Annotated in this window: 26 protein-coding genes; 13 read left to right on the top strand and 13 right to left on the bottom strand. The window is 60.4% G+C overall.

The window, feature by feature from the left end; translation table 11 throughout:
- The first annotated feature begins 3 nt into the window (after positions 1 to 3).
- Together EOW68_RS05090 and EOW68_RS05095 are read left to right on the top strand one after the other, a co-directional pair.
- Complete coding sequence (locus EOW68_RS05090; RefSeq protein WP_128224079.1) at positions 4 to 1239, top strand: mandelate racemase/muconate lactonizing enzyme family protein; 1236 nt, start codon at positions 4 to 6, stop codon at positions 1237 to 1239.
- Position 1240: 1 nt separating this feature from the next.
- Positions 1241 to 2329: a M24 family metallopeptidase gene (locus tag EOW68_RS05095; protein ID WP_128224080.1), complete on the top strand. Its 1089-nt coding sequence runs from the start codon at positions 1241 to 1243 to the stop codon at positions 2327 to 2329.
- A gap of 240 nt (positions 2330 to 2569) precedes the next feature.
- Here the strand turns inward: EOW68_RS05095 and folP are convergent, their stop codons facing one another.
- The 3 genes from folP to EOW68_RS05110 all read right to left on the bottom strand — a co-directional run bounded on the left by folP (position 2570) and on the right by EOW68_RS05110 (position 5852).
- Positions 2570 to 5083 carry a dihydropteroate synthase gene (gene folP, locus EOW68_RS05100; RefSeq protein ID WP_128224081.1) on the bottom strand — a complete coding sequence of 838 codons (2514 nt, stop codon included), beginning with the start codon at positions 5081 to 5083 and terminating at the stop codon, positions 2570 to 2572.
- A gap of 63 nt (positions 5084 to 5146) precedes the next feature.
- Positions 5147 to 5422, bottom strand: a complete 276-nt coding sequence (locus EOW68_RS05105; protein ID WP_128224236.1) for a DUF7538 family protein — start codon at positions 5420 to 5422, stop codon at positions 5147 to 5149.
- Positions 5423 to 5570: 148 nt separating this feature from the next.
- Positions 5571 to 5852, bottom strand: coding sequence for a DUF7091 family protein (locus EOW68_RS05110; RefSeq protein WP_128224082.1), 282 nt, complete (start codon positions 5850 to 5852; stop codon positions 5571 to 5573).
- 218 nt (positions 5853 to 6070) lie between these two features.
- Here EOW68_RS05110 and EOW68_RS05115 point away from each other — a divergent pair, with 218 nt between their 5' ends.
- Positions 6071 to 6544: a metal-dependent hydrolase gene (locus EOW68_RS05115; RefSeq protein ID WP_431358755.1), complete on the top strand. Its 474-nt coding sequence runs from the start codon at positions 6071 to 6073 to the stop codon at positions 6542 to 6544.
- Positions 6545 to 6937: 393 nt separating this feature from the next.
- Here the strand turns inward: EOW68_RS05115 and EOW68_RS05120 are convergent, their stop codons facing one another.
- On the bottom strand, positions 6938 to 8014 hold the full coding sequence (locus tag EOW68_RS05120) for a hypothetical protein (protein WP_128224084.1): 1077 nt from the start codon (positions 8012 to 8014) through the stop codon (positions 6938 to 6940).
- A gap of 502 nt (positions 8015 to 8516) precedes the next feature.
- On the opposite strand from EOW68_RS05120, the gene EOW68_RS05125 reads away from it, so the two are divergent.
- The 3 genes from EOW68_RS05125 to EOW68_RS05135 all read left to right on the top strand — a co-directional run bounded on the left by EOW68_RS05125 (position 8517) and on the right by EOW68_RS05135 (position 10594).
- Positions 8517 to 9455, top strand: a complete 939-nt coding sequence (locus EOW68_RS05125; protein WP_128224085.1) for a replication factor A — start codon at positions 8517 to 8519, stop codon at positions 9453 to 9455.
- On the top strand, positions 9456 to 10049 hold the full coding sequence (locus EOW68_RS05130; RefSeq protein ID WP_128224086.1) for an RPA family protein: 594 nt from the start codon (positions 9456 to 9458) through the stop codon (positions 10047 to 10049).
- A 107-nt stretch (positions 10050 to 10156) separates the two neighbouring features.
- Positions 10157 to 10594: a DUF8146 domain-containing protein gene (locus EOW68_RS05135; RefSeq protein ID WP_128224087.1), complete on the top strand. Its 438-nt coding sequence runs from the start codon at positions 10157 to 10159 to the stop codon at positions 10592 to 10594.
- A 4-nt stretch (positions 10595 to 10598) separates the two neighbouring features.
- Here the strand turns inward: EOW68_RS05135 and EOW68_RS05140 are convergent, their stop codons facing one another.
- Positions 10599 to 10919: a DUF5783 family protein gene (locus tag EOW68_RS05140; RefSeq protein WP_128224088.1), complete on the bottom strand. Its 321-nt coding sequence runs from the start codon at positions 10917 to 10919 to the stop codon at positions 10599 to 10601.
- A gap of 406 nt (positions 10920 to 11325) precedes the next feature.
- Between EOW68_RS05140 and purL the strand changes: the two genes are divergently transcribed.
- Both purL and EOW68_RS05150 read left to right on the top strand, forming a co-directional pair.
- Positions 11326 to 13461, top strand: coding sequence for a phosphoribosylformylglycinamidine synthase subunit PurL (gene purL / locus EOW68_RS05145; protein ID WP_128224089.1), 2136 nt, complete (start codon positions 11326 to 11328; stop codon positions 13459 to 13461).
- 74 nt (positions 13462 to 13535) lie between these two features.
- Positions 13536 to 14540, top strand: a complete 1005-nt coding sequence (locus tag EOW68_RS05150; RefSeq protein ID WP_128224090.1) for a DUF7115 domain-containing protein — start codon at positions 13536 to 13538, stop codon at positions 14538 to 14540.
- 28 nt (positions 14541 to 14568) lie between these two features.
- Here EOW68_RS05150 and EOW68_RS05155 read toward each other — a convergent pair whose 3' ends face one another.
- A complete protein-coding gene (locus EOW68_RS05155; protein WP_128224091.1) occupies positions 14569 to 14949 on the bottom strand; it encodes a DUF5830 family protein in 381 nt (126 codons plus the stop codon).
- A gap of 60 nt (positions 14950 to 15009) precedes the next feature.
- Here EOW68_RS05155 and EOW68_RS05160 point away from each other — a divergent pair, with 60 nt between their 5' ends.
- Entirely contained in the window at positions 15010 to 15666 is a 657-nt protein-coding gene (locus tag EOW68_RS05160; protein ID WP_128224092.1) for a TVP38/TMEM64 family protein, read from the top strand.
- A 17-nt stretch (positions 15667 to 15683) separates the two neighbouring features.
- Here EOW68_RS05160 and EOW68_RS18495 read toward each other — a convergent pair whose 3' ends face one another.
- The 7 genes from EOW68_RS18495 to EOW68_RS05190 form a co-directional block, all read right to left on the bottom strand.
- Entirely contained in the window at positions 15684 to 15803 is a 120-nt protein-coding gene (locus EOW68_RS18495) for an HVO_2523 family zinc finger protein (RefSeq protein WP_431358756.1), read from the bottom strand.
- A gap of 56 nt (positions 15804 to 15859) precedes the next feature.
- Complete coding sequence (gene mutS, locus EOW68_RS05165; RefSeq protein WP_128224093.1) at positions 15860 to 18529, bottom strand: DNA mismatch repair protein MutS; 2670 nt, start codon at positions 18527 to 18529, stop codon at positions 15860 to 15862.
- A gap of 71 nt (positions 18530 to 18600) precedes the next feature.
- Positions 18601 to 19662, bottom strand: a complete 1062-nt coding sequence (locus EOW68_RS05170; protein WP_128224094.1) for a methionine synthase — start codon at positions 19660 to 19662, stop codon at positions 18601 to 18603.
- A complete protein-coding gene (locus EOW68_RS05175) occupies positions 19659 to 20654 on the bottom strand; it encodes a 5-methyltetrahydropteroyltriglutamate--homocysteine methyltransferase (RefSeq protein ID WP_128224095.1) in 996 nt (331 codons plus the stop codon). The genes EOW68_RS05170 and EOW68_RS05175 overlap by 4 nt, the downstream gene beginning before the upstream one ends.
- Positions 20655 to 20738: 84 nt before the next feature.
- Positions 20739 to 21380 (bottom strand): HemK2/MTQ2 family protein methyltransferase, encoded by a 642-nt coding sequence (locus EOW68_RS05180; RefSeq protein WP_128224096.1) that lies wholly within the window; start codon positions 21378 to 21380, stop codon positions 20739 to 20741.
- The gene (locus tag EOW68_RS05185; RefSeq protein WP_128224097.1) at positions 21377 to 22234 is read right to left on the bottom strand and encodes a 16S ribosomal RNA methyltransferase A; all 858 of its coding nucleotides are present in this window, start codon (positions 22232 to 22234) and stop codon (positions 21377 to 21379) included. Before EOW68_RS05185 ends, EOW68_RS05180 begins: the two co-directional genes overlap by 4 nt.
- Before the next feature lie 67 nt (positions 22235 to 22301).
- Positions 22302 to 22883, bottom strand: coding sequence for a DUF655 domain-containing protein (locus EOW68_RS05190; protein WP_128224098.1), 582 nt, complete (start codon positions 22881 to 22883; stop codon positions 22302 to 22304).
- Between the two features lie 230 nt (positions 22884 to 23113).
- Here EOW68_RS05190 and rpl7ae point away from each other — a divergent pair, with 230 nt between their 5' ends.
- Genes rpl7ae through ndk form a run of 4 tightly spaced genes read left to right on the top strand, consistent with a single transcriptional unit; the run spans position 23114 to position 24595 of the window.
- Positions 23114 to 23476 carry a 50S ribosomal protein L7Ae gene (rpl7ae, locus tag EOW68_RS05195; RefSeq protein WP_128224099.1) on the top strand — a complete coding sequence of 121 codons (363 nt, stop codon included), beginning with the start codon at positions 23114 to 23116 and terminating at the stop codon, positions 23474 to 23476.
- An 11-nt stretch (positions 23477 to 23487) separates the two neighbouring features.
- On the top strand, positions 23488 to 23715 hold the full coding sequence (locus EOW68_RS05200) for a 30S ribosomal protein S28e (protein WP_128224100.1): 228 nt from the start codon (positions 23488 to 23490) through the stop codon (positions 23713 to 23715).
- The gene (locus EOW68_RS05205; protein ID WP_128224101.1) at positions 23715 to 24134 is read left to right on the top strand and encodes a 50S ribosomal protein L24e; all 420 of its coding nucleotides are present in this window, start codon (positions 23715 to 23717) and stop codon (positions 24132 to 24134) included. The genes EOW68_RS05200 and EOW68_RS05205 overlap by 1 nt, the downstream gene beginning before the upstream one ends.
- Entirely contained in the window at positions 24131 to 24595 is a 465-nt protein-coding gene (ndk, locus tag EOW68_RS05210) for a nucleoside-diphosphate kinase (protein ID WP_128224102.1), read from the top strand. Before EOW68_RS05205 ends, ndk begins: the two co-directional genes overlap by 4 nt.
- Positions 24596 to 24689: the final 94 nt, after the last annotated feature.

Below are 24689 nucleotides of genomic sequence, written 5' to 3' on the forward strand. Positions count from 1 at the left end.
CGTATGACGAAGGATTATACGGATCTCCACGATCCGAACGCGGAATACACGATGCGGAACCTCTCGTCCGACACGATGGGTGTCACGAACGACCGTGGCCCACGGGATGTAGAGATTACGGATATCCAGACGACGATGATCGACGGCAACTTTCCGTGGACGCTGGTCCGGATCTACACCGACGCAGGCGTCACTGGCACTGGTGAGGCCTACTGGGGAGCAGGCGTCCCGGAACTGATCGAGCGGATGAAACCGTTTCTCGTCGGGGAGAACCCGCTCGACATCGACCGCCTCTACGAGCATCTGATCCAGAAGATGTCCGGCGAGGGCTCCGTCGAAGGTGTCACCGTCACCGCGATCTCGGGGATCGAGGTCGCACTGCACGATCTGGCCGGGAAGATTCTCGACGTGCCGGCATACCAGCTACTGGGCGGGAAGTACCGAGACGAGGTCCGGGTCTACTGTGACTGTCACACCGAGGAGGAAGCCGACGCAGACGCCTGTGCCGACGAGGCCGAACGTGTCGTCGAGGAACTCGGCTACGATGCGCTCAAATTCGATCTCGACGTCCCCTCGGGACTCGAAAAGGACCGCGCGAACCGACACCTTCGCCCCGGCGAGATCCGGCACAAAGCCGAGATCGTCGAAAAAGTCACCGAGCGCGTGAAAGACGTCGCCGACGTCGCCTTCGACTGTCACTGGACGTTCTCGGGTGGCTCCGGAAAACGACTCGCAGCGGCGCTCGAAGAGTACGACGTCTGGTGGCTCGAAGACCCAGTGCCGCCGGAGAACCTGGAGGTCCAGGAGGAGGTCACCAAATCGACGATCACGCCGATCACGGCCGGCGAGAACCGGTACCGAGTGACCGAACACCGGCGACTCATCGAATCGCAGGCGGTCGACATCATCGCACCGGATATGCCAAAAGTCGGCGGGATGCGCGAGACGCGCAAGATCGCGGACATCGCGAACCAGTACTACCTCCCTGTCGCGATGCACAACGTCTCCTCGCCGGTGGCGACGATGGCGAGCGCACACGTCGGGGCCGCAATCTCGAACTCGCTGGCCGTCGAATACCACAGCTACGAGCTCGGCTGGTGGGAGGATCTCGTCGAGGAAGATGTTATCGTGAATGGCTCGATCACGATCCCCGAAGAGCCGGGACTCGGCATCACGCTCGATATGGACGCGGTCGAAGAGCACAAGGTCGACGGCGAGACCGTGTTCGACGAGGCCTGAGATGCATCCGCTGGCGAGCAGGATCGAGCGACTCGATTCCCTACTTGCGGCCGAGTCGCTGTCAGCCGTCTGGTTTGCAAGGCCGAACTCCTTTGCCTGGCTCACGGGCGGAAACAACGTCGTGGATCGAACGGCCGATGCTGGTGTCGCCGCGGCGGGCTACGACGGCGAACAGGTGACAGTCATCACGAACAACATCGAACAGAATCGCTTGCAGGAAGAGGAACTTCCGGAGTCAGTCACTGTCGAGAGCTTCGACTGGTACGAGGGTACGCTGTCGGAAGCAGTCAAAGCGACGAGTCAGACACCAGCCGCGGCGGATTTCGACGTTACCGGATTCGAGGATATTTCTGGCTCGGAACTGCGCCAGCCACTCCTCGACGCGGATATCGACCAATATCGAGCGCTCGGGGAAACAGTCGCCGAGGCAGTCGAGTCGGTCTGTCGTTCAGTCACGCCAGAGACGACCGAACGCGAAGCAGCAGCGAGACTTCGTGGTAAACTGGCAGCGCATGGCATCGAAACACCGGTCGCGCTTGTCGGCGGGAGCGAGCGTGCGCCGGAGTACCGACATCTGACACCGACCGAGACACCGCTTGATAGATATGCGATCGTAAGTGTCACCACCCAGCGAGACGGGCTATTCGCCTCCTGTACGCGCACCGTCGCGTTCGATCCGCCGGAGTGGCTCGAAGAGCGCCACAGGGCTGCAACACGCGTCGAAGCCAGCGCACTCGTAGCCACCCGCGCCGTCGGAAAAGAGGGCGGGCAGGCAGCGTCGATCTTCGAGCAGATTCAGGATGCGTACGAGAGCCTGAGTTGGTCCGGCGAGTGGCGTAACCATCACCAGGGCGGCGCGGCCGGCTTCGCGGGCCGAGAGTGGATCGCGACCCCCGACTCCGAAGCGCCAGTGCACCTGCCGATGGCCTACGCCTGGAACCCGACCGTCGAGGGCGCGAAAAGTGAGGATACAGTCCTTGTCACGGAGTCGGGATACGAGACGCTGACCGAGGGTGACTGGCCGACGGAAACTGTCGAGGCTGTCGGATTCGACGAGCAGTTCGAACGGCCGGCGATCCTGCACCGCTGACAGAACCGAGACTCTTAAAAAATTAAAGTATCCCGGAGCGGATCAGATTCCTATGCGCTACGAACTTCCGGAGAACTACTGGTCGGTTTCGTGGATATCTGCGTGACTCCAGACGTTCGATTTTCAGATCGCTGGTTCTCATTCTCATCTGGATCGCCGTCGTTGAGGCGATTGTACTCCTGCAACCCAATTCGTTGGTAATTGCCTGGCTGGTCGGTTCGGGAATCTGTGCAACGATCGCTACTCGGAGTTCGCGGGATCACGGGCAGTCTCGACGACATCGACGGCCGCCCTGTTCGCGGCCACGTCGTGAACTCGGACGATATCCGCACCGCGCTCTGCTGCGAGCGTCGTCGCGGCGATTGTCGGTTCGTAGCGCTCGTCTGCACCGCGGTCGACCAGCCCGAACATCGACTTGTGGGAGTGGCCGACCAGCACTGGACAGTTCAGTCCCCGAAACTCGCCGATCCGATCCAGCAGTTCGAAACTCTCCGCCGACGTTTTCCCGAACCCGAGTCCCGGATCGACGATAATCTGTGACCGATCGAGCCCGGCCTTCTCCGCGAGTAATACTCGCTCGGTCAGCGAGTCGATCACATCCTCGACGACATCGTCGTAGTGGATGTCTTTCTCCGGGACGACTGGAGCGTCGATCGAGTGCATCACGATCACCGGGACGTCGTACTCCGAGGCGACCAGTCGCATCTCGGGATCTTCCAGCCCGGAGACGTCGTTGAGGATATCCGCGCCGGCATCCAGCGCGGCGCGTGCGACGTCAGCTTTCCGTGTGTCGACGGAGACGAGCGCGTCGAGATCGTTGATCCGCTCGACGACCGGCAGGACGCGGTCTTTCTCGGCCTCGGCCGGGACCGGGTCGGCACCGGGTCTGGTCGACTCACCGCCGACGTCGATGATATCCGCGCCTTCCTCGACCATCTCTTCGGCGCGAGCGACCGCGTCAGACTGGTCGTCGAACTCGCCGCCGTCGTGGAAACTGTCGGGCGTGACGTTGAGAATCCCCATAACTGCACAGCCATCCTCCCAGGGGTATCCGTGACTGGCTGGTACGGTTTCGATCGAGAGTGTCTCCCGAATCTCCGTTGCGAAGGGCGCGAGTCCGTATGGCTGGCCGTCGAGTTTCCCGGCGAGTCGTTTGAACTGCGCCATCGTTCCCATCAACACGACACCGAGATTCTCCTGGTCCTGATCGTTCAGTCCCGAGACGGCACACTCACCACCCAGGGAGAGCATCTCCTCTTTGAGATACTGGGCCTGGCGAGGCTGGACACGCGTCTTGAGGACGCGGTGGACTGCCTTCCCGCGCATCCGCCACTGGCCGGCCTCGGTGACGTGTGCATCTTCCAGCGTCTGTTCGGCCTCTGGGATCGACTCGACGCGTTTCTCGATTCTGGGTCGCGACCAGCGCGTGCGTGCCTCCGCAACAGTGTACAGCGAGCCAGTGACGAGCACGCAGTCTCCGTCGGTCGCATCGGCGAGTGCATCCTTGAGCGCACCGGCCACGTCAGATCGAGTCTCGACTGTGGCGTCTGTCTCTTCCTCGAACGCTCGCGCGAGCACGTCGTTGTCTTCTGCCCGGTCGATCGCCGGTTCGCAGGCAGTAACGGTATCTGCCGCGTCGAGGGCACGTGCAATCCCGCGGTGGTCCTTGTCGGCCATCACACCGGCAACGAGATGGAGGTTGTCGTATTCGAAGGAATCCAGCGTCTCGATCAGAGACTCACAGCCCCGGGGGTTGTGCGCGCCATCCAGCACGACCAGTGGCTTCTGGTCCATGACCTCGAAGCGGCCGGGCCAGTGGGCGTTCCTGAGTCCACGAGAGAGCACAGCCTCCGGGAGTCCACCTGTCGAGTCATCGGACAACTCCGCTGGCGGGCTGAGTGGGCCAACAGCGTCGTCCCCGACGATCTGATGAGCCAGCGCCGTCGCGACGCCTGCGTTGTGGGCCTGGTGGGCACCCAGCAATGGGAGTTTGGTCTGGACTGACCACGAGTCGCTCTCGATCGAGACGGTATTCTCCAGCCCTTCTCGACCGCCGTAGGTGACGGTCACGTCGCCGGGGGTCGCCCCTTTTGTCGCATCCGTTCGGGAGACCACGATACTCTCCGAGACTGCCGCTTCGATCGCCGCGAGCCCGTCACCTGACGCACCGGTGACGAGCGGGCCATCGGCAGGTGCGACCGCTGCCTTGTCCGCGGCGATGGTTTCCAGATCATCACCGAGAATATCTGTATGCTCGAGGGCGACACTCGTGACCGCGCTCGCGATCGGATCGACAGCACTCGTCGCGTCGTGAGTGCCGCCGATCCCGACTTCGAGAATCGCGACGTCGACGTCCTGGCGACCGAACTCCCACAGCGCCATCGCAGTCATCGTCTCGAAAAACGTGGGTGCGTCGCCGTCGGCAGCCTTGTCGGTGATGTACTCCTCGGCCGCCTCGACAAATTCGACGAGTGCCTGTTCGGAGAGTTTCCGGCCGTTGACACGGACGCGTTCGCGGATATCGTCGAGATGTGGTGACGTATACAGGCCGACATCGAGTCCGGCAGTCCGGAGCACTGACTCGACCATCCGGGCCGTCGAGCCTTTCCCGTTACTGCCGGTGATCTGCACACAGGGCACCCCCTCCTGTGGGTCACCGAGCGCCGCGAGGAACTCTCGTGTCGGTTCGGTCCCCGGACGCGAGCCGAACCGCCGGAGATCGAACAGATAGTTGGCCGCCTGATGGAATCTCATGCCTCCTTTCATCGGTGCCCTCCTCTTGGAACTGACGGTCTGTGCGTTCTCATCAAAATACTCCTACAAGTTCTGCCCCTCGATTTCTGGATCGATCCCCGCTGTCGCGAGATCCTCACGAATGCGTTCACGGAGCGGTGCAGGAACGGTCGCCCGCCCGACCGGGACGGCTGTCTCGCCGGCCGCTTCTGGGGGTACCTTCCAGTAGAGCACGCACTCACTCGGAGCGTAGTACTCGATGCTGTACCGATCGGTCGCGCCGCTGTAGTGGACACGGGCGGCCGAGCCCTCGACCTGCCAGCCGTCCTGGGCAGCCAGTCCGTCCAGTCCAGTCGACATCTCGTCTGTTGATTCCGTGGCAGTATCAGAATCGGGGACTGCTGGATTGCTCGGCTCCGGTGTGGACTCCTCCTCGCTCATACTGATAGCTACTCGGTGCCGTGGTCTTTTGCGTTCCGGGTCGCAAGCGGCTAGTCGACCCGCTGGATCACCAGGTTTCGATACAGCCCTCGTGGATATCTTCGACACAACCCTCACAGTCCGGGTGTCCCGCCTCGAAACAGGCTGGGCGGCTGTCGCTGTCCAGCCTGACGGCACGTCTCTCCGCGTATCGACGGCAGACGATGCGTGCTTTCCCGTTCTCGGTCGGAAGATCCGTCTCGGCACTGACGCGTGCCTCGGTAAAGGCCTTGCGTGCCTCCTCGTACTGCCGGCCAGCGTCCTGGAGTTTCGTCTTCAGGAATCGCGACAGCCGGTCCGGATCAGTCATATCCTTCCTTGGGCTGGCAGCCTGAAATATCTTCCAGGCCTGGCGCGCGACCTCTGATAGTGATTATTGCGGTTATCTTCAGCAGTGGTCCCACAGGCGGTTGTTTCAGCGATTGTCGACTGATATTCATGCCGGCACGGCGGGAAAGACTCGCAATAATCACTATGAGACGTCTCGAGCCCGCGAGGTTGATATACACGCCAGGGGTAGGCCCGTACATGCACACGCTGGGGCATATCGGTGGTGCACTGCTCGTGTACACACCGGTCGCCAGCGTGCTCTCTGCCGCGGGTGAGCCGGAGCTTGGCGCTGTCGGGCTCGTCATTGCAGCAGGGGTCTCGATGCTGCCGGATATCGACGAGCAGCTACCTATCGACCACCGCGGCCCGACACATACTATCTGGTTCGTACTCGCAATCAGTGTGATCAGTGCCGCCGTGGGTTGGCTGATCGGCAGCCAGATCGGTACGCCGGGTGCTCTGTCTGTGCTATTCGGGACTGCTGTAGCACTCTCCTTGCTCTCGCATCTGTTCGAGGATAGTTTGACGCCGATGGGGATTCGTCCGTTCGAACCACTCTGGGAGTTCGATCACAGTTTTGGAATCGTGTTGGCAGCGAACCGCCGCGCGAACGTTGCGCTGTTCGGTGCTGGGATCGTCGCTGTTGGCGTCTGGTATACCGCGACACTATGACATCCTCCTCGGCGTAAACGCCGAGGTTTCCACGCGGTTGGAGTCGGGCGTTCCGACCCTAACGGTGGCAACATTCCCCTCGCGGGTACTCCGGTTTGCACGCAAGCCGTCAGTCCCGTGAGGGAGTGAGATGCTTGGGTATCTGCTTGGCCCGTGCGGGCGGTGCCATCCGCCTGACTGCGCCTTGCAGCGGAGTCTGACTCGGGCAGGCTCGCGTTTTTGATATCGGGTGAACGCCAACCCACACCCACTTTTCCCGAGTTATTGTCGTACTGTACGAACCCACCGAGCATAAATCCGGTGGTTTGCGGCACCAATCTTACGCGATTCACGCCCGCCGTGAACGGCGAGATTCTCTCGCTGTATCAAGATAGCCGACGATATTTTGCTTATTCAGGTACTCTCGCGTCCGAACACACTCTTTAGATCGTTCCTGAACTCGGATAGCTCGGTTACTTGCTTTTCTATATCCGACATATGCTCGCCGACGTCGTGGTCTGGCACTCGGTCGTCGAGACTCGACAGTTCTTTTTGGAGTCCATCGACGCTCTCTGTCAGCGATTCGATTTCGGAATTAATCGAGCCGAGTTCGCTCTGAATCTGGTCGTTCTCGTGACGAACTGCATCGATGGCATCATCTTGCTCGCGGAAATCAGATTCCAGCGAGGTTACCGCTTCGTCGAACGAATCCATCCGAGTTTCGAAATCATCGATCAGTTCCTGTGCCGAGCCGTTGTCGTCGAGGAACTCCTCGAGTGCATTTTTGTAGGCTCTGAAATCGGACAGATCCGCCTGCAGCTGTCGGATCCGGGCGTCGGTGCTACTCGATTCGCCGGCCAGCTCGAGCTCTTCTCTCAGAAATGCGCGACTTTCCGCCGAACCGGCGCCCTGTTCGAACTCCCTGGCGAGTTGGTCGACCAGCGACGCTTCGTTTTGTTCCTGTCCACCAGTTTCCCCACTATCTGGCTGCTCTAGCGGTATCTCTTGCAGCGAGCTACCCTCGTCGTCGGCGTCAATTACTGTATTCAGCGAAGCAACGGACTGATCGTCGGCGCCGTTTTCCCTGCTATTGCTGGAACTTGCTGATCTCAGGAAGTCCCCCGAGAGGTCCGCGATGGTGTCGATAGAGTTTACCTCGAATTCGTCAGGTTCTGAAACGACCGTCTCTGGGTCGTACGACTGCTCCGGGCGCAATGCGTAGGCTGTCTCGTATTCATCGGCTGGTCCGAGTGTGCATTCGAGAACGAGTTCCGTCTCCCCGAGCGTCCACTCGTCTCGCCCGTTGGCCTTTGGAAACCCGATGTGACCCGGATCGAGATCGTCGGCAATCGGTTCGACGAGCCGAACCGAAACCGGCTCCGGTCGACTCGACGAGAATTTGTATACGACCGACGGCAGGTTGTGCTCCGTCTCGTCATAGCGCTTTGTCAGCTCAATTCCGTTCTTTTCGTAGGTGGTTCGTTGATTCATTTTCATCCTCTGTCTAGTGTGTAGGTGGTGGAACTGTTCGGTCCTCCCCTGTCCGCAACGATTCGATCTGGTGTCCGTACAGATGGTATCGTATTGTTACAACTTCGTCTCGATTGACAGGAGTGGAGTGTGAGTTGTATAATAATTAATTTGAATACTATTTTTATTGAGCTAAGTAATACTATCCTAATCATTGGTTATAAAAAGAATACTCTGTTCATAGAGTGGAATAATATAAAACGATATCGCAAATTTGGTTAAACAGTTTCTATGTTGTTCAAAAATATAATTACAAAACCAGCATACGTAGATCGTATTATAGTACCTACCATCAGAATAGTTACTATAATATGGAGACAGCCACGTTGCTGTTGGAACATCCCCCGACAATCGAGAGGTTCACCGAGTTCCACTTTCACCCCGCGTGGGGAACTTTTTATATGACGGGGAACCAACCATCGTATGTCTCCCATTGAAAACCACGTGGAGACAGTGAAAGCACATGACTGAGAGCGATTTGCGTACACAGGCGACAGAGATACACGAACAGTTTTCCGACCAGCTAGAGGTTACAGTCGAGGAGATCGAAGAGCGACTGGAGACGCTGGTCAACGAGTACAAGGTCCCCACGAACGAGGCCAGACGGAGCGTCATCAACACCTACCTCGACGAGGCGGGGATGGACCGGGACGATCTCGGCGGTGGCGGCGGCAACGAGCACGTCGACATCGCAGAGATCGACAGTCCCGAAGAGTGGGTCGACATCACCGCAAAGGTCGTCGATCTCTGGGACGCAACCAGCGATGCAGTCGCGCAGGTCGGACTGCTCGGTGACGAGACCGGGACGATCAAGTTCACAAAGTGGTCGAAATCCGATCTGCCGAGTCTCGAAGAGGGGGCGGTCTACAACCTCCGCAACGTCGTCACCGACGAGTACCAGGGCCGGTTTTCGGTCAAACTCAACCGGACGACGACGATCGAAGAGCTGGACGAGGATATCGAAGTCGGCGAGGACGACGTCGAAATCGAGGGCGCACTCGTCGATATCCAGTCTGACTCCGGACTGATCAAGCGGTGTCCAGAGGAAGACTGTACGCGCGTGCTCCAGAACGGGCGCTGTTCCGAACACGGCGAGGTCGAGGGCGAGTTCGATCTCCGGATCAAGGCCGTCGTCGACGACGGTGCAGACGTCTACGAGGTCATCTTCGACAAGGAGACGACCGAGGAGCTGACCGGAATCGACCTGGAGGAAGCCCAGGAGATGGCGATGGACGCGCTGGATACGTCCGTCGTCGCCGACGAGATGACCGACAAGATCCTCGGCCAGTACTACAGCGTGACGGGCCCGACCTTCGGGCGGTACGTGCTGGCAAACGAGGTCGAACAGCTGCGTGAACCGGCCGATCCAGAGGCAGTCCTGATCAAAGCGAGGTCGATCTAGATGTCGAGTGTTCCAACCCGCGAGGTCGCCAAGCGCGTCTTCGCACGCGAGTTCAACGATGCAACGTACACGTTCAAAGAGAGCGACGACGACCGGGCTCCGGTGTACGTCCTCCTGCCGACCGGCGAGAGCGCCAACCGCATCTTCGTCGTCGGCACACTCACCGAGACGCAGGATGTCGGTGAAGACTCAGAGTACTGGCAGGGCCGGATCGTCGACCCGAACGGTGATACGTACTTCACCTACGCCGGCCAGTACCAGCCGGAGGCGGCCTCGATGCTGCGGGAGCTCGAACCGCCAGCCTACGTAGCTGTCGTCGGGAAGCCACGGACTTACGAGACCGACGAAGGGGACGTGAACGTCTCCATCAGACCCGAATCGATCACCGAGGTCGGCGAGGCAGTCCGCGACCGCTGGGTCGTCGAGACCGCCGAACGGACACTCGACCGGATCCAGACCTTCGAAGAGTCCGAACACGACGAGTACGTCCAGATGGCGAGAGACGAGTACGACCTGCCGACCGAGAACTACCGACGGGCCGCCGTCGAGGCACTCGAAAGCCTCGAAGAGGAAACGGCCGAGCCAGCGCCGTAGCTGCCGATACAGGCGAACCACCATTTCTTTCAACTCATTCAGTTCAGAGATCAAATAACTGTCTGACGAACATTTTAATAGAGAGGGTGGCATAGCTTCGCATAGCTATGGGCAACAAAAACAAGACGATCTCCTTTCGCGTGAGCCAGGAGAAATTCGAGACCCTGCGCGATATCGCGGAGGAGCGGGATATCTCGTTGTCTGCCGTTTTCCGGGATTACGTGGACATGCTCGTTGCCCACGACGGCCAGGTCGAGGTCGCGCCGGAACACGAGATCAGCGATTCGAGTACAGAGAGTTCGACGTCGAGTTTCCCGCCGAAGGTGGAGGTCCCCAAGAGTTTCGTCCGGGAGCACGAACGGCTCGAACTCGAAGCCGAACATCTGCGCGAGCAACTCGAAGAGCACAAACGCTACGTGACGAAACTGCGCCAGGAACTCGACGAGCACGATCAGGAAGATGTCGTCCACCTCGACGAACTCGACGGCGAGAAAGAGGACGACTCACCCTATCGGATCGGCGATTTCGACGACTCGAAATTCTAACGCTCTATTCTGTTTCGAAGCCAAAGACGCGCTGGAGTTCGATCTCTACCTGTTCGACGAACGCCTGAAGTAGCTCGTCGAACTCGGCTTCTGAGACGTGGACATCGACACGCGAGTAGGGATCGTCGGGGAGTTCGACACGGAACTGGCCGTCACCCTCGTAGATCGGTTCGCTCTCGCTCAACACCTGGTGGTCGATCGCTCTGAGGACCGTCGAATCACAGCGTCCGTGGAGATGTTCGAACGCCGCCGAGTAGGCCTCTTCGAGTTCCTCGAAGTAGTGGACGTACTTCTCTTCGAATTTTTCCTCGTCAAAGTCGGTCATACGTACTGGATGTGCTGAAGGCGAAAAACGCTGGCTGTCTAGAAGTGAGTGTGGTTCGGTCAGTGCTTACCACCGAGATTGTATACAGCAAGAAAGCGCCCGGCCCCTTTCAGTCCTACCCGATGTAGTTTTTCAGGCCGGGCGGGACTGAAAGGGGCGCGGCTGTCGGCGAACCCCGACGACGCAAGCACGCGACCAACGGGAGCGCGCGTGGTTCGAAAGACGCTTTCGTCATCCTGAAAATCTTCGATTTTCTGAGACAGCGAGTCGCGGGAGTCGACAGCCTCGGGGCTTTCTTGCTGTTTGAACTCACAATTGTAGAACATTCCCTCATAACAAACACATCTCCCAGAATCCTCGACTCGCATAGAAAGCACTTTAGCCGGCGTCGGGCAAGGGGTCGGTAATGAGTCTGGCCGATTCGGATCACGAACTCGTCGTCGAGGAACTCGGCCGCGAGCCCTCTCCGGCTGAAGTGGCGCTTTTCGAAAATCTCTGGAGCGAACACTGCGCGTACCGCTCCTCCCGACCCCTGCTTTCCGCCTTCGAATCAGAAGGCGACCAGGTCGTCATCGGACCCGGTGACGACGCCGCTGTGGTCGCGCTCCCTGATTGCGAGAGCTACATCACACTGGGGATTGAGAGTCACAACCACCCATCCTACGTCGACCCGTTCGACGGCGCAGCGACTGGCGTCGGCGGGATCGTCCGCGATACGCTCTCGATGGGAGCCTATCCGATTGCACTCGCAGATTCGCTGTATTTCGGTGATTTCGAACGGGAACACTCACAGTATCTCTTCGAGGGTGTCGTCGAGGGAATCAGCCACTACGGCAACTGTATCGGCGTCCCAACGGTGACTGGCTCCGTGGCGTTTCACGACGGCTACGAGGGGAACCCGCTGGTCAACGTCGCCTGTATCGGCCTGATCGACGATCCGGATCGGCTGGTGACCGCGGAGGCCCAGCAGCCGGGCAACAAACTCGTCCTCTTTGGCAGCGCGACCGGCCGCGACGGACTCGGCGGGGCGTCCTTCGCGAGCGAGGATCTCGGTGAGGACGCCGAAGTGGAAGATCGGCCAGCGGTACAGGTCGGCGACCCCTACTCCGAGAAACTCCTCATCGAGGCCAGCGAGCAACTGATCGACGGCGACCTCGTCGAATCGGCCCGGGATCTCGGCGCGGCCGGACTCGGCGGTGCATCCAGTGAACTGGTCGCCAAGGGCGGTCTCGGGGCGAACATCCGCCTCGAAGACGTCCACCAGCGCGAACCGAACATGAACGCCCTGGAGATTCTCCTCTCGGAATCACAGGAACGGATGTGTTACGAGGTTCGCCCGGAGAACGTCGAGGAGGTCGAAGCAATCGCAGAGCGGTACGACCTCGGTGCGTCTGTCATCGGCGAGGTCACTGACGGAAACTACGTCTGTACGTTCGAGGGAGAGACAGTCGTCGACGTCGACGCGGAGTTCCTCGGTGAGGGTGCACCGATGAACGATCTGGCGACAGAACCACAGCCAGCAGTCGAGCAGGAGATTCCAGACGTGGCACTTTCCGAGGCGATCGAGACCGTCCTCTCCAGTCCGAACACGGCCTCGAAACGCTGGGTCTACCGCCAGTACGACCACGAAGTTCAGCTCCGGACTGCCGTCCGGCCGGGCGACGACTCGGCGCTGCTCGCAGTCCGAGAAGCCGGCGTCGGACTCGCGTTCAGTTCCGGTGCCGATCCGAACTGGACAGACGTCGCACCCTACGAGGGTTCACGCGCAGTCGCACTCGAAAACGCGACGAACCTCGCTGCAAAGGGAGCGAGACCGCTCGCGGCTGTCGACTGTCTCAACGGCGGCAACCCAGAGAAGCCAGACGTTTACGGCGGCTTTTCGGACGCCGTCAGTGGGCTCGCGGATATGTGTGCCACGCTCGATATCCCGGTCGTCGGTGGAAACGTCTCGCTGTACAACGACTCCCCGAGCGGGCCGATCCCACCGACACCGACGCTCGCTGTCGTTGGCACGAAAGACAGCTACGACGCACCGACGCTCTCACTCGAAGGGGAGGGTGAACTGCTGGTCATCGGCGATCTCGCACTCGCCGGCGAGACAGACCCACTGCTCGGCGGCTCGGAGTTTCTCTCCGCCTTCGACGGCAGCGATCAGTTCCCAGAACTGCCATCGGAGCCGGGCGCACTGATCGACGCTGTCGCGACCGTCGCGGATCTGGCGGGAACACTCGCGACCCACGACGTGAGCCACGGCGGATTGGCAGTTACGCTCGCGGAGATGGTGACCGACGATGCCGGCGCAACGATCACACTCGACGGCGACGCACGGTCGCTGCTGCAGGAACAGCCCGGTCGGATCGTCGTCGAGACGACTGAGCCAGAGGCCGTGACGGAAGCGCTCGATGGCATCGCACCGGTCACAGAGATCGGCACGGCGGACAGTTCAGGAACACTGACAATCTCCGCGGAATCCGACGCTGTAGAGCTCACTGCCGAAAAAATAGCCGAGTACCGGAACGTGATTCCGGAGACGCTGGAGTAGTCGTTTTCAGGAGAGCTATCAGTCAGGACAGTTGGACCCGCGGATTTATAACCACTGGCGGGAACATGCCGAGCATGGAGATACCGGATCGGATCGCACAGCAACTAGAGGGTGAAACGATACAGTCGGCCGTCAATCTCGGCGACGAGGATCTGATCTGTTTCACCCCGACGCGGACGATACTGTACAACGGGGAAGGGCTTCTGAGCGACGAATCGACCGAGATTTTCACCCACGATGTCGAGCGACTGAACGTCTCCGAGGGGCGCCGGAAGACGAAGTTTTCACTCGAATACGTCGACTCCGTCGAGAGTTTCAGCGTGAGCAAAAAGCGCGGTGAACAGGTCCTCCAGCGGCTGCTGACCGGGATTCTGGGTACCAAAGAAGTCATTGCCGAGGAGGAGACGGTCGCTGGCGTCTTCCGGTTCAGTGAACTCACACTAGTCATCACCGACCAGCGACTCGTCAGACACATCGGCTCGTACGTCTGGGACCCCGATTTCGAGGAGTATCCGTTCTCGTCGGTCACCGGCCTGGAGTTCGAGGAAGGCAGCGTTGCGACCTCTGCGGTCATCTCTGTCGACGGACGACCAGAACGGATCAAGGCCCCGAGTGATCAGGCCCAGACGTTCCGGCGGACACTGACGAAAGCACTCTTTGCCTACCACGAAGTGTCCTCGCTCGAAGAACTCAACGATGCGGTCCGTGACGAATCCGAGACGGCAGAACCAGACGACGATATTGGGCTGGGGCTCGACGACAGCATTTCGCCGCTCGTGAGTAACGACGAAGACGAGGAAGAGCCCTCTCGGACAGAGTCAGAGGAATCGACAGAGACAGTCAGTGACGATAGCCCCCGGTTGATAACCAACAGTAGTGAGACAGAGACCGCTGCCGACGAGAAAGCCGAGGACCCGACCAGAACGAACCAGCAATCGGGGATCGATCCCGAGGAGTTCGAAGCGATGCAGGAACAGGTCGCGACGTTGACCGAGGCTGTCGAGCGACAGAACGAACAGCTAGAGAGTCAGCGCGAAACTATCGAAACGCTCATCGAAGAACTTCGCAAACAGGTCTGATACTGGTTGTCGATTGTTGATTGCGCCCCTAATCATCCCGTCCGGTGACTTTTCGAATACACGACGAGCCGAAGGGACCGTGTTCTGCCGAATCGAAGACGATGAAGTGACCAGTCGAGAGCGAGGCGTTGCAGCGCCGGCAAGTAAAGTCACCCTCTCGCTTGACAACGTCAGCTTCGAGGCTGACAAACTCCCCAGAGCGGGTGTGGACGACGCCATCCTCGCGATCGATAATCCCGCGCATATCGGCTGTATCGAGTATCTCCCGGGTGATCGCCGGATCTGTTGTTACCGTCTCGATCCGGTCGAGTGTCTCCGCGAGTGACAGCGAGTCGTCTTCGAGATGCGCGAGCAGTTCGACCCCGAGTTCGATCCGCTGTTCGACGGTGGGGTCAGCGTCGGTCGTCACACCAGACCAAACGGACTCGGACCACAAAGCGTTTGATGCCCCGAGACGGTCTACAGGATAATGAGGGCCGCAACCCGACGACAGGTCATCGGTATCGGCGGCCTGCTCACCATCGCAGGGGTTGCGGCGCTGCTGTTCTCACCGCGTGCGCTGCTCGAATCGCTGGAGGCACTCGCTGCTCGCCCGCTGCTTTTCGCTCCCGCACTCGTCGGACTCTACCTGCTGCGCCCGTTTTTGTTGTGGCCGGTCACGTCTATCGCCGTGTTGCTCGGCTACCTGTATGGCCCGGCAGCAGGACTGGGACTCGCACTCGCCGGTGCCGCCCTGACCGCGATGCCGCCGTATCTACTCGGACGATACGTCCAGAGCGATTTCGGACTGTTCGGCTACGTCGGCTCGACAGGCGACCAGTTCTTCGACACGGTCGGGCACACCCGGGGCGTCATCGCAGCACGATTCTCCCCGATTCCTGGCGATCCGATCTCGTACACGTCGGGGCTGTCCGGCGTTCCGATCGCCCCGTTTCTCACTGGGACAGTGCTCGGCGAGGTTCCGTGGGCGTTCGTCGCTGTCATTGGGGGCGCCTCGATGCGAACGCTTCGTCTCTCGGCATTTTCGGTGACTCCCGAGTTACTCGTTGCGCTCGCTGGCCTGTCGGCGCTGATTCTCGCCGGCCCACTGTACCGTCGGGTCGCGAGTGAGTCGACCGAACTGTAGCGCCCCTTCTCAAGAAATCAGTAGAACGTGTCAGAACAGTCGTAGACCACACCGTGCTGTGGGCAGACGTACTTGCAGTGCCGGTGGTACATCGGCTCGCCACAGCTCGGACAGGGACGGCCGCCATCGTCTGTCACAGTAGTTCATCGTAGGAAGACACGGAGTATGATTGTTCTGGTTCCGACGGTTTCGTTCAGGAGTCGTCGAGTTGCTCCTGCCAGTTCTGGACTTTCGAGAGCAACTCGATCGGCGGCGTCTCGTTGATATTCAGGTCGGCAATCGAGTCAAGCACCGCTTGCGTTTCCTCGCCAATCGCCGGCACCTCCTCCGGAGACTCCGTCTGTGCCCCTGCGCCGCCATCCGTCGTGGCGGCCCGATCGGGCGATGTCCCAGCCTCGGCCGTGAACTCCCCGCTGCCGAGATCGAACACAGCCTGGACTGGTTCACTGCTGTCCCCGCGTGCCTCGATCGCTTTCTCCTCGCGGAGTCTGTCGAGGACGTCTCGGGAGCGGTCGACAACTGGCTCGGGGACGCCCGCCAGGTCGGCAACGTGTATCCCGTAACTCCGATCCGTCGGCCCATCTCTGACCGTCCGGAGGAAGGTCACCTCGCCGTCGGACTCGTCGGCAGCCACGTGGACGTTGGCCACCCTGTTGAGGTGGTCCCCGAGCGCGGTCAGTTCGTGGTAATGGGTTGCAAACAGCGTTTTCGCCCGGACAGTGTTATGCAGATACTCCGTTGCAGCCCAGGCGATCGAGATACCGTCGTAGGTCGCGGTCCCCCGACCTACTTCGTCGAGAATAACGAGCGAATCCTCCGTCGCCGAGTGGAGAATGTTGGAGAGTTCCTGCATCTCGACCATGAACGTCGACCGGCCCTGTGCGAGTTCGTCGAGTGCGCCCACCCGTGTATAGATGCCGTCGACGACGCCGATCTCCGCCGACCGCGCGGGGACGAAGCTCCCGATCTGAGCCAGCAACGTGATCAGCGCGGCCTGGCGCATGTACGTCGATTTCCCGCTCATATTCGGCCCCGTGACGATCAGAAACTGCCGCTCGGGGTCGAGATGGAGATCGTTCGGGACGAACTCGGTGGTCTGCTCGACGACCGGGTGCCGACCGGCCTCGATATCGATGGTGCGATCCTCGCGGAGCGTCGGCCGTGTCCAGTCGTTCCGGACGGCGTGTGACGCCAGACTCGCGAGGGCGTCCGTCTCCGCGAGTACGCGACCGGCCGACTGGAGAAGTTCGGCGTTCGCTGCGACGCGGTCGCGCAACTGCTCGAACAGTTCCCGCTCTAGCTCGTGGCGTTGTTCCTCCAGGCGGAGAATCTCTCGCTCGCGTTCTTCGAGTTCGTCGATCGTGTACCGCGTACTGTTTTTGAGTGATTTTATCTGGTCGTAGTGGTCTGGGACCTCGCCAGTTTCGCTGTTGCCGACCTGGATGTAGTAGCCGTCGGTCCGGTTACGGTCGACGGTCAGGTGAGTAATCCCGTGTTTCTGTTTTTCCCGGTCGTCGAGTGACGCGATCCAGGAGAGGGCCTCGTCGTGAGCCTCGATGATCTCGTCCAGTTCGTCGTCGTATCCCGTGGCGATGAGGCCACCCTCGCTGATCGTTCCCGGTGGCTCGTCGACGAGCGCCGCGTCGAGTTCCTGTTGCAGGTCGGCGACGCGATCACTGTCCGGTCGGCCGAGAATGCCTGGCAGTGACGAATCTGCAAGCTGCTCGGTTCCAGTGACGAGTTCCTCGACATCCGGAAGCACCGCGAGCGTTTCCGCGCCGGCCCGGAGATCCCTTGCGTCGGCAGTGCCCGATGCCGCCCGCGACGCGAGTCGTTCGAGATCCGCACAGCCGTCGAGGTGTTCCTGCAGGCGTTCGCGTGCAATTGCAGCGGCGGCGAGTGCCTCGACAGCGCTGTGGCGACGTGAGAGTTCCTCGACGGACCGGCGCGGTCGCTGCAACCACTCACCGAGCAATCGACGGCCGGCACTCGTCTCCGTATGGTCGATCGTCGCGAGCACAGTCCCGGATCGGTCGCCCTGCATCGTCTCGGTCAGTTCGAGGTTACGCTGTGTCGTCGCATCCAGTTCGACGTGATCCTCGGAGCCGTGTGCCTGGAGTCGTGTCATCGACGCCAGCACGCCAGCCCCGGTCTCTTCGACGTAGGAGAGGATCGCTCCGGCAGCCTGGATCGCCCCCTCGTCGTCGAGACCCACACTGTCGGCCGTCTCCTCGCCAAACTGCTCGCGAACAGTGTGTCGTGCTCGACCAGGTGCGAACGCCTCGGTGGTGTGCAGTGTGAAGGTCGCGTCGAGTCGATCCCGGAGCCGGTCGAGAAGGTCCTCGTCAGTGCGGAGGTCGGGACCGGGGAGTACCTCGACCGGCCGGAAGCGATACAGTTCGGTCAGCAGTCGATCCGCGGAATCGGCACCGTCGACGCTCGCGACGTGGAACCTGCCTGTCGTTACGTCGGCGAATGCGAGTCCGTACCCGTCGTCCGTCGAGACGATGGCAGCGAGATACTGTGCCTCGCCGTCTGTCCGTTCGAGCAGGGTTCCGGGTGTGACCACGCGCGTGATCTCCCGTGCGTGCCCATCACCGGATTCATGTTGATCCGCGACGGCGACGCGGTAGCCACGTTCGACGAGCGCGGTGAGATACGGCGTCAGATCGGCGACCGGAACACCGGCCATCGGATAGGAGGAGCCGTGTGAGGATTTCTCCGAGACCTTCAGATCGAGCTCCTCGGCGACGAGCTGGGCGTCGTCGTCGAAGAACTCGTAGAAGTCTCCGACCTGCATCGCGAGAATGTCCGCGTCAGTGTCGGCTTTGAGATCGAAGAACTCGCCGACGATACCTGTCATACAACCTCTTGTGTGCGTCTTCGATTAAAACGTCACGGGTCGGCGCTGCCGGGCGAAAAACTCTCGATCGGTCAGTCGTCAGCACTCGGGGCAGGTGGTTCGATATCGATCTCGCCAGCGTCGAGTTCTGCCTCGATCTCGCGGGCTGCTTTGACCATGTTCTCCATCTTCCCGTAGGCGACCTCGCGGGGGAGGAGTTTCACGCCGCAGTCCGGACTGACTGTCAGTCGCTCCGGCGGCACGATCTCCAGTGCTTTCTTGATGTTCTCCTTGATCTCTTCGACGGTTTCGATCTCGCGGGCGTGGATATCCACGACACCCATCGCGAGATCCTTGCTGAACGTTGGCTCTTTGAAGACGTCGAGCTGTTCGTAGCCACCGTTACAGAGTTCGATGTCGAACTCGTGGACAGGGTACTCCAGAATTTCCGGGTAGATCCGGGAGTAATCGCCGTAACAGACGTGGAGCCCGAGTCGCACCTCTTCGGGGATATCCGCGACGATCCGGTCGAGACACTCGCCGACGATGGCGTGGTCGTCCGGCGTCGTCGCGAGCGCTGGCTCGTCGATCTGGATGTAGCGTGCGCCTGCATCGACGAGGGCTTCGATCTCCTCGTTGACCAGTTCCGCGAGTTCGTAGGCGAGTTCTGCTTCGTCGTCGTAGACCTCGTTAAAGGACCACTTCGCGAGCGTGTACGGGCCGGTGATCGGGACTTTGACTGGCTGGGTGGCAACATCGGAGGTAAACTCGTACTCCGAGACGAGCCATTCCTCCTCGTACTCGACCTCGTCGACGACGCTCGGTTTGTCGAAGTAGTTGTGACCCCAGACCTTGACGGGGCCGTTGAACTCGTAGCCGTCGATGCGGTGGGCGAAGTACTCGACCATCTCGTTGCGTCGCATCTCGCCATCACAGACAACGTCGAGTCCGCAGCGTTCGTGTTCCTGCGTGATCAGTCGGGCCGCGTCGTCTTTTGCCTCCTCGAAGTCCTCGGCATCGAACTTGCTGTCCTCGTCCTCGAAGAGGTCCCGCGCGCGGTGGAGCCACTTCGGTTTCGGGTACGAGCCGACGACTGTCGTCAGAAGGAAGTGTTCGTTCTCGTGATCGTCCGGTCTGAATTGTTCACGCGTCATGCTTTCACCTCCGCTTTCTGGACCGCACCAAGCGCTTCCAGTTTCTCCTCGAAACGGTTGACTGGGAGGTAAAACGTCTCCGTGTTTGTCGTCGCGTAGATCCGCTCGTAGTCGTTTTGCTGGGTCTGTTCGCTGAACCACTCGACACGCTCGGTGATCGTCTCCGGCGACTCGACGAGTGTGTTCTGTCCGTCGACGACGCCGAGTGCGACATCGTCCGGCGTGCCGTACTCCTGTGCGTTGTAGACGTTCTCGTCGTGGTTGGAGACGAGGTCGAAACCGAGCGCGTCGATATCTGCATCCATCACGTGTGCGTAGACCTTCTCCTCCAGTGCACCCCAGTACGGGTAGGCGACGACGTCTGCGTCGATCGCGTTCGCAACGGTATCGAGTGCCTCGCTGGCTCGCTCGTCTTCACCCTCCTCGGGTGCGTTCTCGACGAGCGACGGTTCGAGCAAGAACAGCGTCTCGACAGCCGGGAGCTGGTCTGCCTCTTCGGCCAGGAAGTCGGCGATTGCAGCGAGGAACTCCTCACTGTCGTCGTAGTACTCGTCGGTCGCGAGATCCGCGAGCGAGTACGGACCAGGCAGCACTGCCTGCAGACCGTCGTCGACCTGCTCGGCCCCAGCGGAGAGTTCGGCTGCGACGTCGCCGGTCGCGGAGAGTTCGTCGTTGACGACTGGCTCCCGGTAGAAGTTGTTGTTGTCGTAGTAGCGGACGATCCCCCGCGTTTCGACGTCGTCGTGGACGACCAGTGGGTGGGCGATCATGTCGTCCCAGCGGCCCTGGCCCTCGACGATCCGATCGAGACTGGCTGCCTTTTGTGCGTCGATAAATTCAGTTCGAACCTCCTCGTAGGCCGACTGGATCTCCGGCCCTTCGTCACCGCTGATCAGGTCTTCCTTCTGGTTTCCTTTCAGGGTTTTCAGGTCCTCTTTCGCCCAGTCGGGCAGAGGATACAGTCCTGGCGTCGTCGAAACGATTTCCGTCATTGGAGCGATCTATGCCATGACGGGCTTTAATATTTTCTTTTCCGATATGCCCTGTAGTTATTCCACAGGCAGTATCCGAGCGCCTTACCGCGACTCGGGGGTAAACCGGACCACGAGGAGTTTTTCGAAGGGGTGGGATTCTTCGGCGACAATCGTACTCTCTAGCCCTCTCTCGATAGCAAACTCCCGGACTTCTCCCGGACCAGTCAACGTCGAGATCAACAGGTACGCGCGCCCACGCTCCCGAAGGACGCGACCGACACCATCGAGGAAGGGGTCGACGACAGCGCGGCCGTCCTCACCGCCCGAGAGTGCCCGTTCCATCCAGTCGTCCCACTCCTGCTCTGGCGGCGTCGGTAGATAGGGCGGGTTACAAAGTACGACGTCGAACGTATCCGGTCTGAACGGCTCGAACATATCACCGCGGACGACCGGTACACCGACATCGGCGGCCTGTCGGCAGGCGTCCGGATTGATATCGACGCCGACCATCCGAAGACCAGTTTCAGTTTCGAGTCGGTCGGCAACGTAGCCGGAACCGGTCCCGACGTCGAGGCCTCTGGCGTGAGAGTCCAGTTCGATAGCTCCCGACTGGAGTTCCTCGACGACAGTCTCCGCGAGCAGGCGCGAGTCCTCTGCTGGCTGGTAGACAGTCTCGACGTCGCGCTGGGCTGTGAGTTCGGGCTGGCTTTTCGGCTCCCCATCCCCGGTGTCGCCGTCGGTCATGCAGTCGGCTCTCCCGGTGAGCCCACTTCCCAGGCGAGTGTCGCGAGCTGTGCGAAGTCGGCTGGCGTCAGATTGCCGGCACGCTTGTCGATCAGCTCTTCGTCTGCGGCCGCGACGACGGCATCACCATCCTCCAGTCCGGAGATGTGGACCGTGTTTCGGATCGCATTTCGCATCGTCTTCCGGCGCTGTGTGAACACCGCCCGGAGGAAGCGCATGAAAAACTCGTCGTCGGGCACGCTGTACTCGGGTTTGCGCGGGATCGCCCTGATGACGGCACTGTCGACGGCCGGCTGGGGATCGAACGCCTCCGGCGGAATGCCTTCGACGATCTCGATGTCGGCATAGTGACCAGCCGTCACCGAGAGTCGGCCGTACTCGTCGGTACCCGGATGGGCAGCCATCCGCTCGGCGAACTCACGCTGGAAGGTGAGTACGAGCGGTTGGCCGTGTGGAAAGAGTCGGAATGCAATCTCGCTGGAGATTCCGTAGGGAAGATTCGAAATCGACGCGGTGAAATCTGGGAGTGGAACCTCCAGTGCATCACCCTCGATCACCGTAAGATCCCCAGCATCGATGGCGTCGGCAAACTCCTCGCGGAGGAACGTGGCCAGATCGGGATCACGCTCTACGACGGAGACGTGGTCGCCGACGGCGAGGAGTCGGTCTGTCAGCGCGCCGTTGCCCGCACCGATTTCGAGAATGTGTGCCGTGTCCATCCCCACGTCGGTCGCGTAGCTGGGGAGTCGATCCAGGACGCGGTCGTCGACGAGGAAATGCTGGTCGCGGTTCGGATCGCCCGCGACACCAGCACGAGCGCGCAACCGGTCCGGATCACGAAACTGCTCTGTCATTGTGGGCACTACGCGGGCCGTCTCATTTCTGTCTACTCATTTCACCCTGGTCCGGCGATCACTCCACTCACTCCTGTTCGTCCTGTCGCACGAAGATGCGGTATTTGAGATCCTCCTCGCGGAGTTCTTCCATTATCCGGTCGACGAGTGTTTCCTTGGGGTTGTGGAGACCGCCGATGCGGGATTCGAGATCTTCGAAGCTCTCGAAGGGTTGGCGTTTGCGCTCGTCCAGGATGTTGTTCCGGAGTTTCTTCCCGATCCCGGGGAGCAGATTCAGCTGGTGGAGCCGGAGCGTGATCGGCTGGGCGTCGTTGTAGAAGTCGACGAACCGCTGTTGCTGTTCATCGACGATATCCTCGATCACGTACGCCAGTTCCGACTGGGCACCGCCCGGCAGCTCGTCGTACTCGATTTCGCTGTATCTCGTCACGAAATCGCCGCTGGCGACGTCGATGCGGTCACCGATCGAGACGTTGGCGTCGGACTCCGCAATAAATTCGTAGAGGGCAAAATCGTCGTAATCGAGCACGTATCCGAGTGGATCTTTCTCGTACTGGGGCCGGTCGTCCGATGTGCGACCGTGTGGCAGGAAATCTAACACGACACCTGTGGCCTCACCAGTATCGTCGGCGGGTTCGCCATCACTCATGTCAGTTTCCTACGGCGAGGGCTTACTTAAACGTGCGCAGACCAGGCCGTGCCGAGCCGTCGCATACAATCACTGCTTCGAAACCGCTTTAAGGTACGCTGGACCAGTTGTGTGTACAGCCTGTGCGGGGTTGATGACGCTCCCAGCTCGCGATGCCGGCATCCGTCGGCAGTATAGGACACGCGGAGAGCGGGGGAGTGTGAGCCCACGCCCAGGAGGTGAACACAACCATGCCAGTATATGCTGACTTTGACGTCCCTGCAGATCTCGAGGACGACGCACTCGATGCACTCGAGGTAGCGCGGGACACAGGAACGGTAAAGAAAGGAACGAACGAAACAACAAAAGCTGTCGAGCGAGGGAACGCGGAACTCGTTTATGTCGCAGAAGACGTCCAGCCCGAGGAGATCGTGATGCATCTGCCGGAGCTGGCAGACGAGAAATCGGTGCCGTATCTCTTCGTCGCCACGCAGGACGATCTCGGCCACTCCGCCGGTCTGGAGGTCGGCAGCGCCGCGGCAGCGATCACCGACACCGGTGACGCCGAGGGCGATATCGAGGATATCGTCGAGAAACTCGAGGAGCTCAACTGAGGTGAGTACGTATGAGCGCAGAGGAATCTGAAGACGGCGGTTCCACGCCCGCAGAGGTCATCGAACTCGTGGGCCGGACAGGGATGCACGGCGAGGCCATGCAGGTCAAATGCCGCATCCGCGAGGGGTCGAACAAGGGCCGGATCATCACCCGGAACGTGCTCGGTCCCGTCCGCGAGGGCGATGTACTCCAGTTGCGCGAAACAGCCCGCGAAGCCGACACCATCGGAGGACAATAATGGTCCAGAAACGAACCTGCGATTACACCGGTGAGGATATCGAGCCCGGAACCGGAACGATGTTCGTCCGAACTGACGGGAGCATCCTCTGGTTCAAGGACTCGAAAGCGAAGAAAAACTACATGATGGGCCGGGAAGCCCGTGACCTCGAATGGATCGGCTACGAAGAGACCGAGGAAGCTGAAGAGAGTCCATCCGAGGAAGAAGAAAGCCCGGCTGACACCGAAGAAGCGTCTGAACAAGCAGATGCCGAAGCTGTCGAGGCTGAAGACGAAGAAGTAGACACCGAGTCCGAGGCAGCCGAAGACGAGGAGGAGACGGCTGAAGAGGAAGATGCTGATGCAGACGCAGTCAAAACTGACGGCGACGTCGACGAGGACGACGACGCGACCGAAGAAGAGACAGAAGCACAAGCATGAGCCAGAACGAACGGACCTTCGTGATGATCAAGCCCGATGCCGTCCAGCGTGGGCTGATCGGCCAGATCATCTCCAGGTTCGAGGACCGTGGCTTTACGCTCGTCGGCGCGAAGTTCATGCAGATCGACGACGAGCTCGCCCGCGAACATTACGCCGAACACGAGGACAAACCCTTCTTCGAGGATCTCGTGAGCTTCATCACCGCCGGTCCGGTGATGGCGATGGTCTGGGAAGGCAAAGACGTCACCCGGCAGGTCCGAAACATGATGGGTGCGACCGATCCCGCCGAAGCCGACATCGGGACGATCCGCGGCGATTTCGGCCTGGATCTGAGCCGGAACGTCATCCACGGCTCCGACCACGAGGACCCCGGCGCGAACGAACGGGAGATCGGCCTCTTCTTCGACGAGGACGAACTGACCGACTGGGAGCAGATCGACGAAGACTGGCTGTACGAGTAGCGCCAGCGGAGCTCACAATCGTTTTCACTTTCTTCGGGTCGTGAGAGACGACATCGATCGACGACCAGAGCTAGTAGTACATTTCTACAAACAA

This window comes from Halovenus amylolytica, from assembly GCA_004015825.1.
In the GTDB taxonomy this organism is placed as follows: domain Archaea; phylum Halobacteriota; class Halobacteria; order Halobacteriales; family Haloarculaceae; genus Halovenus; species Halovenus amylolytica.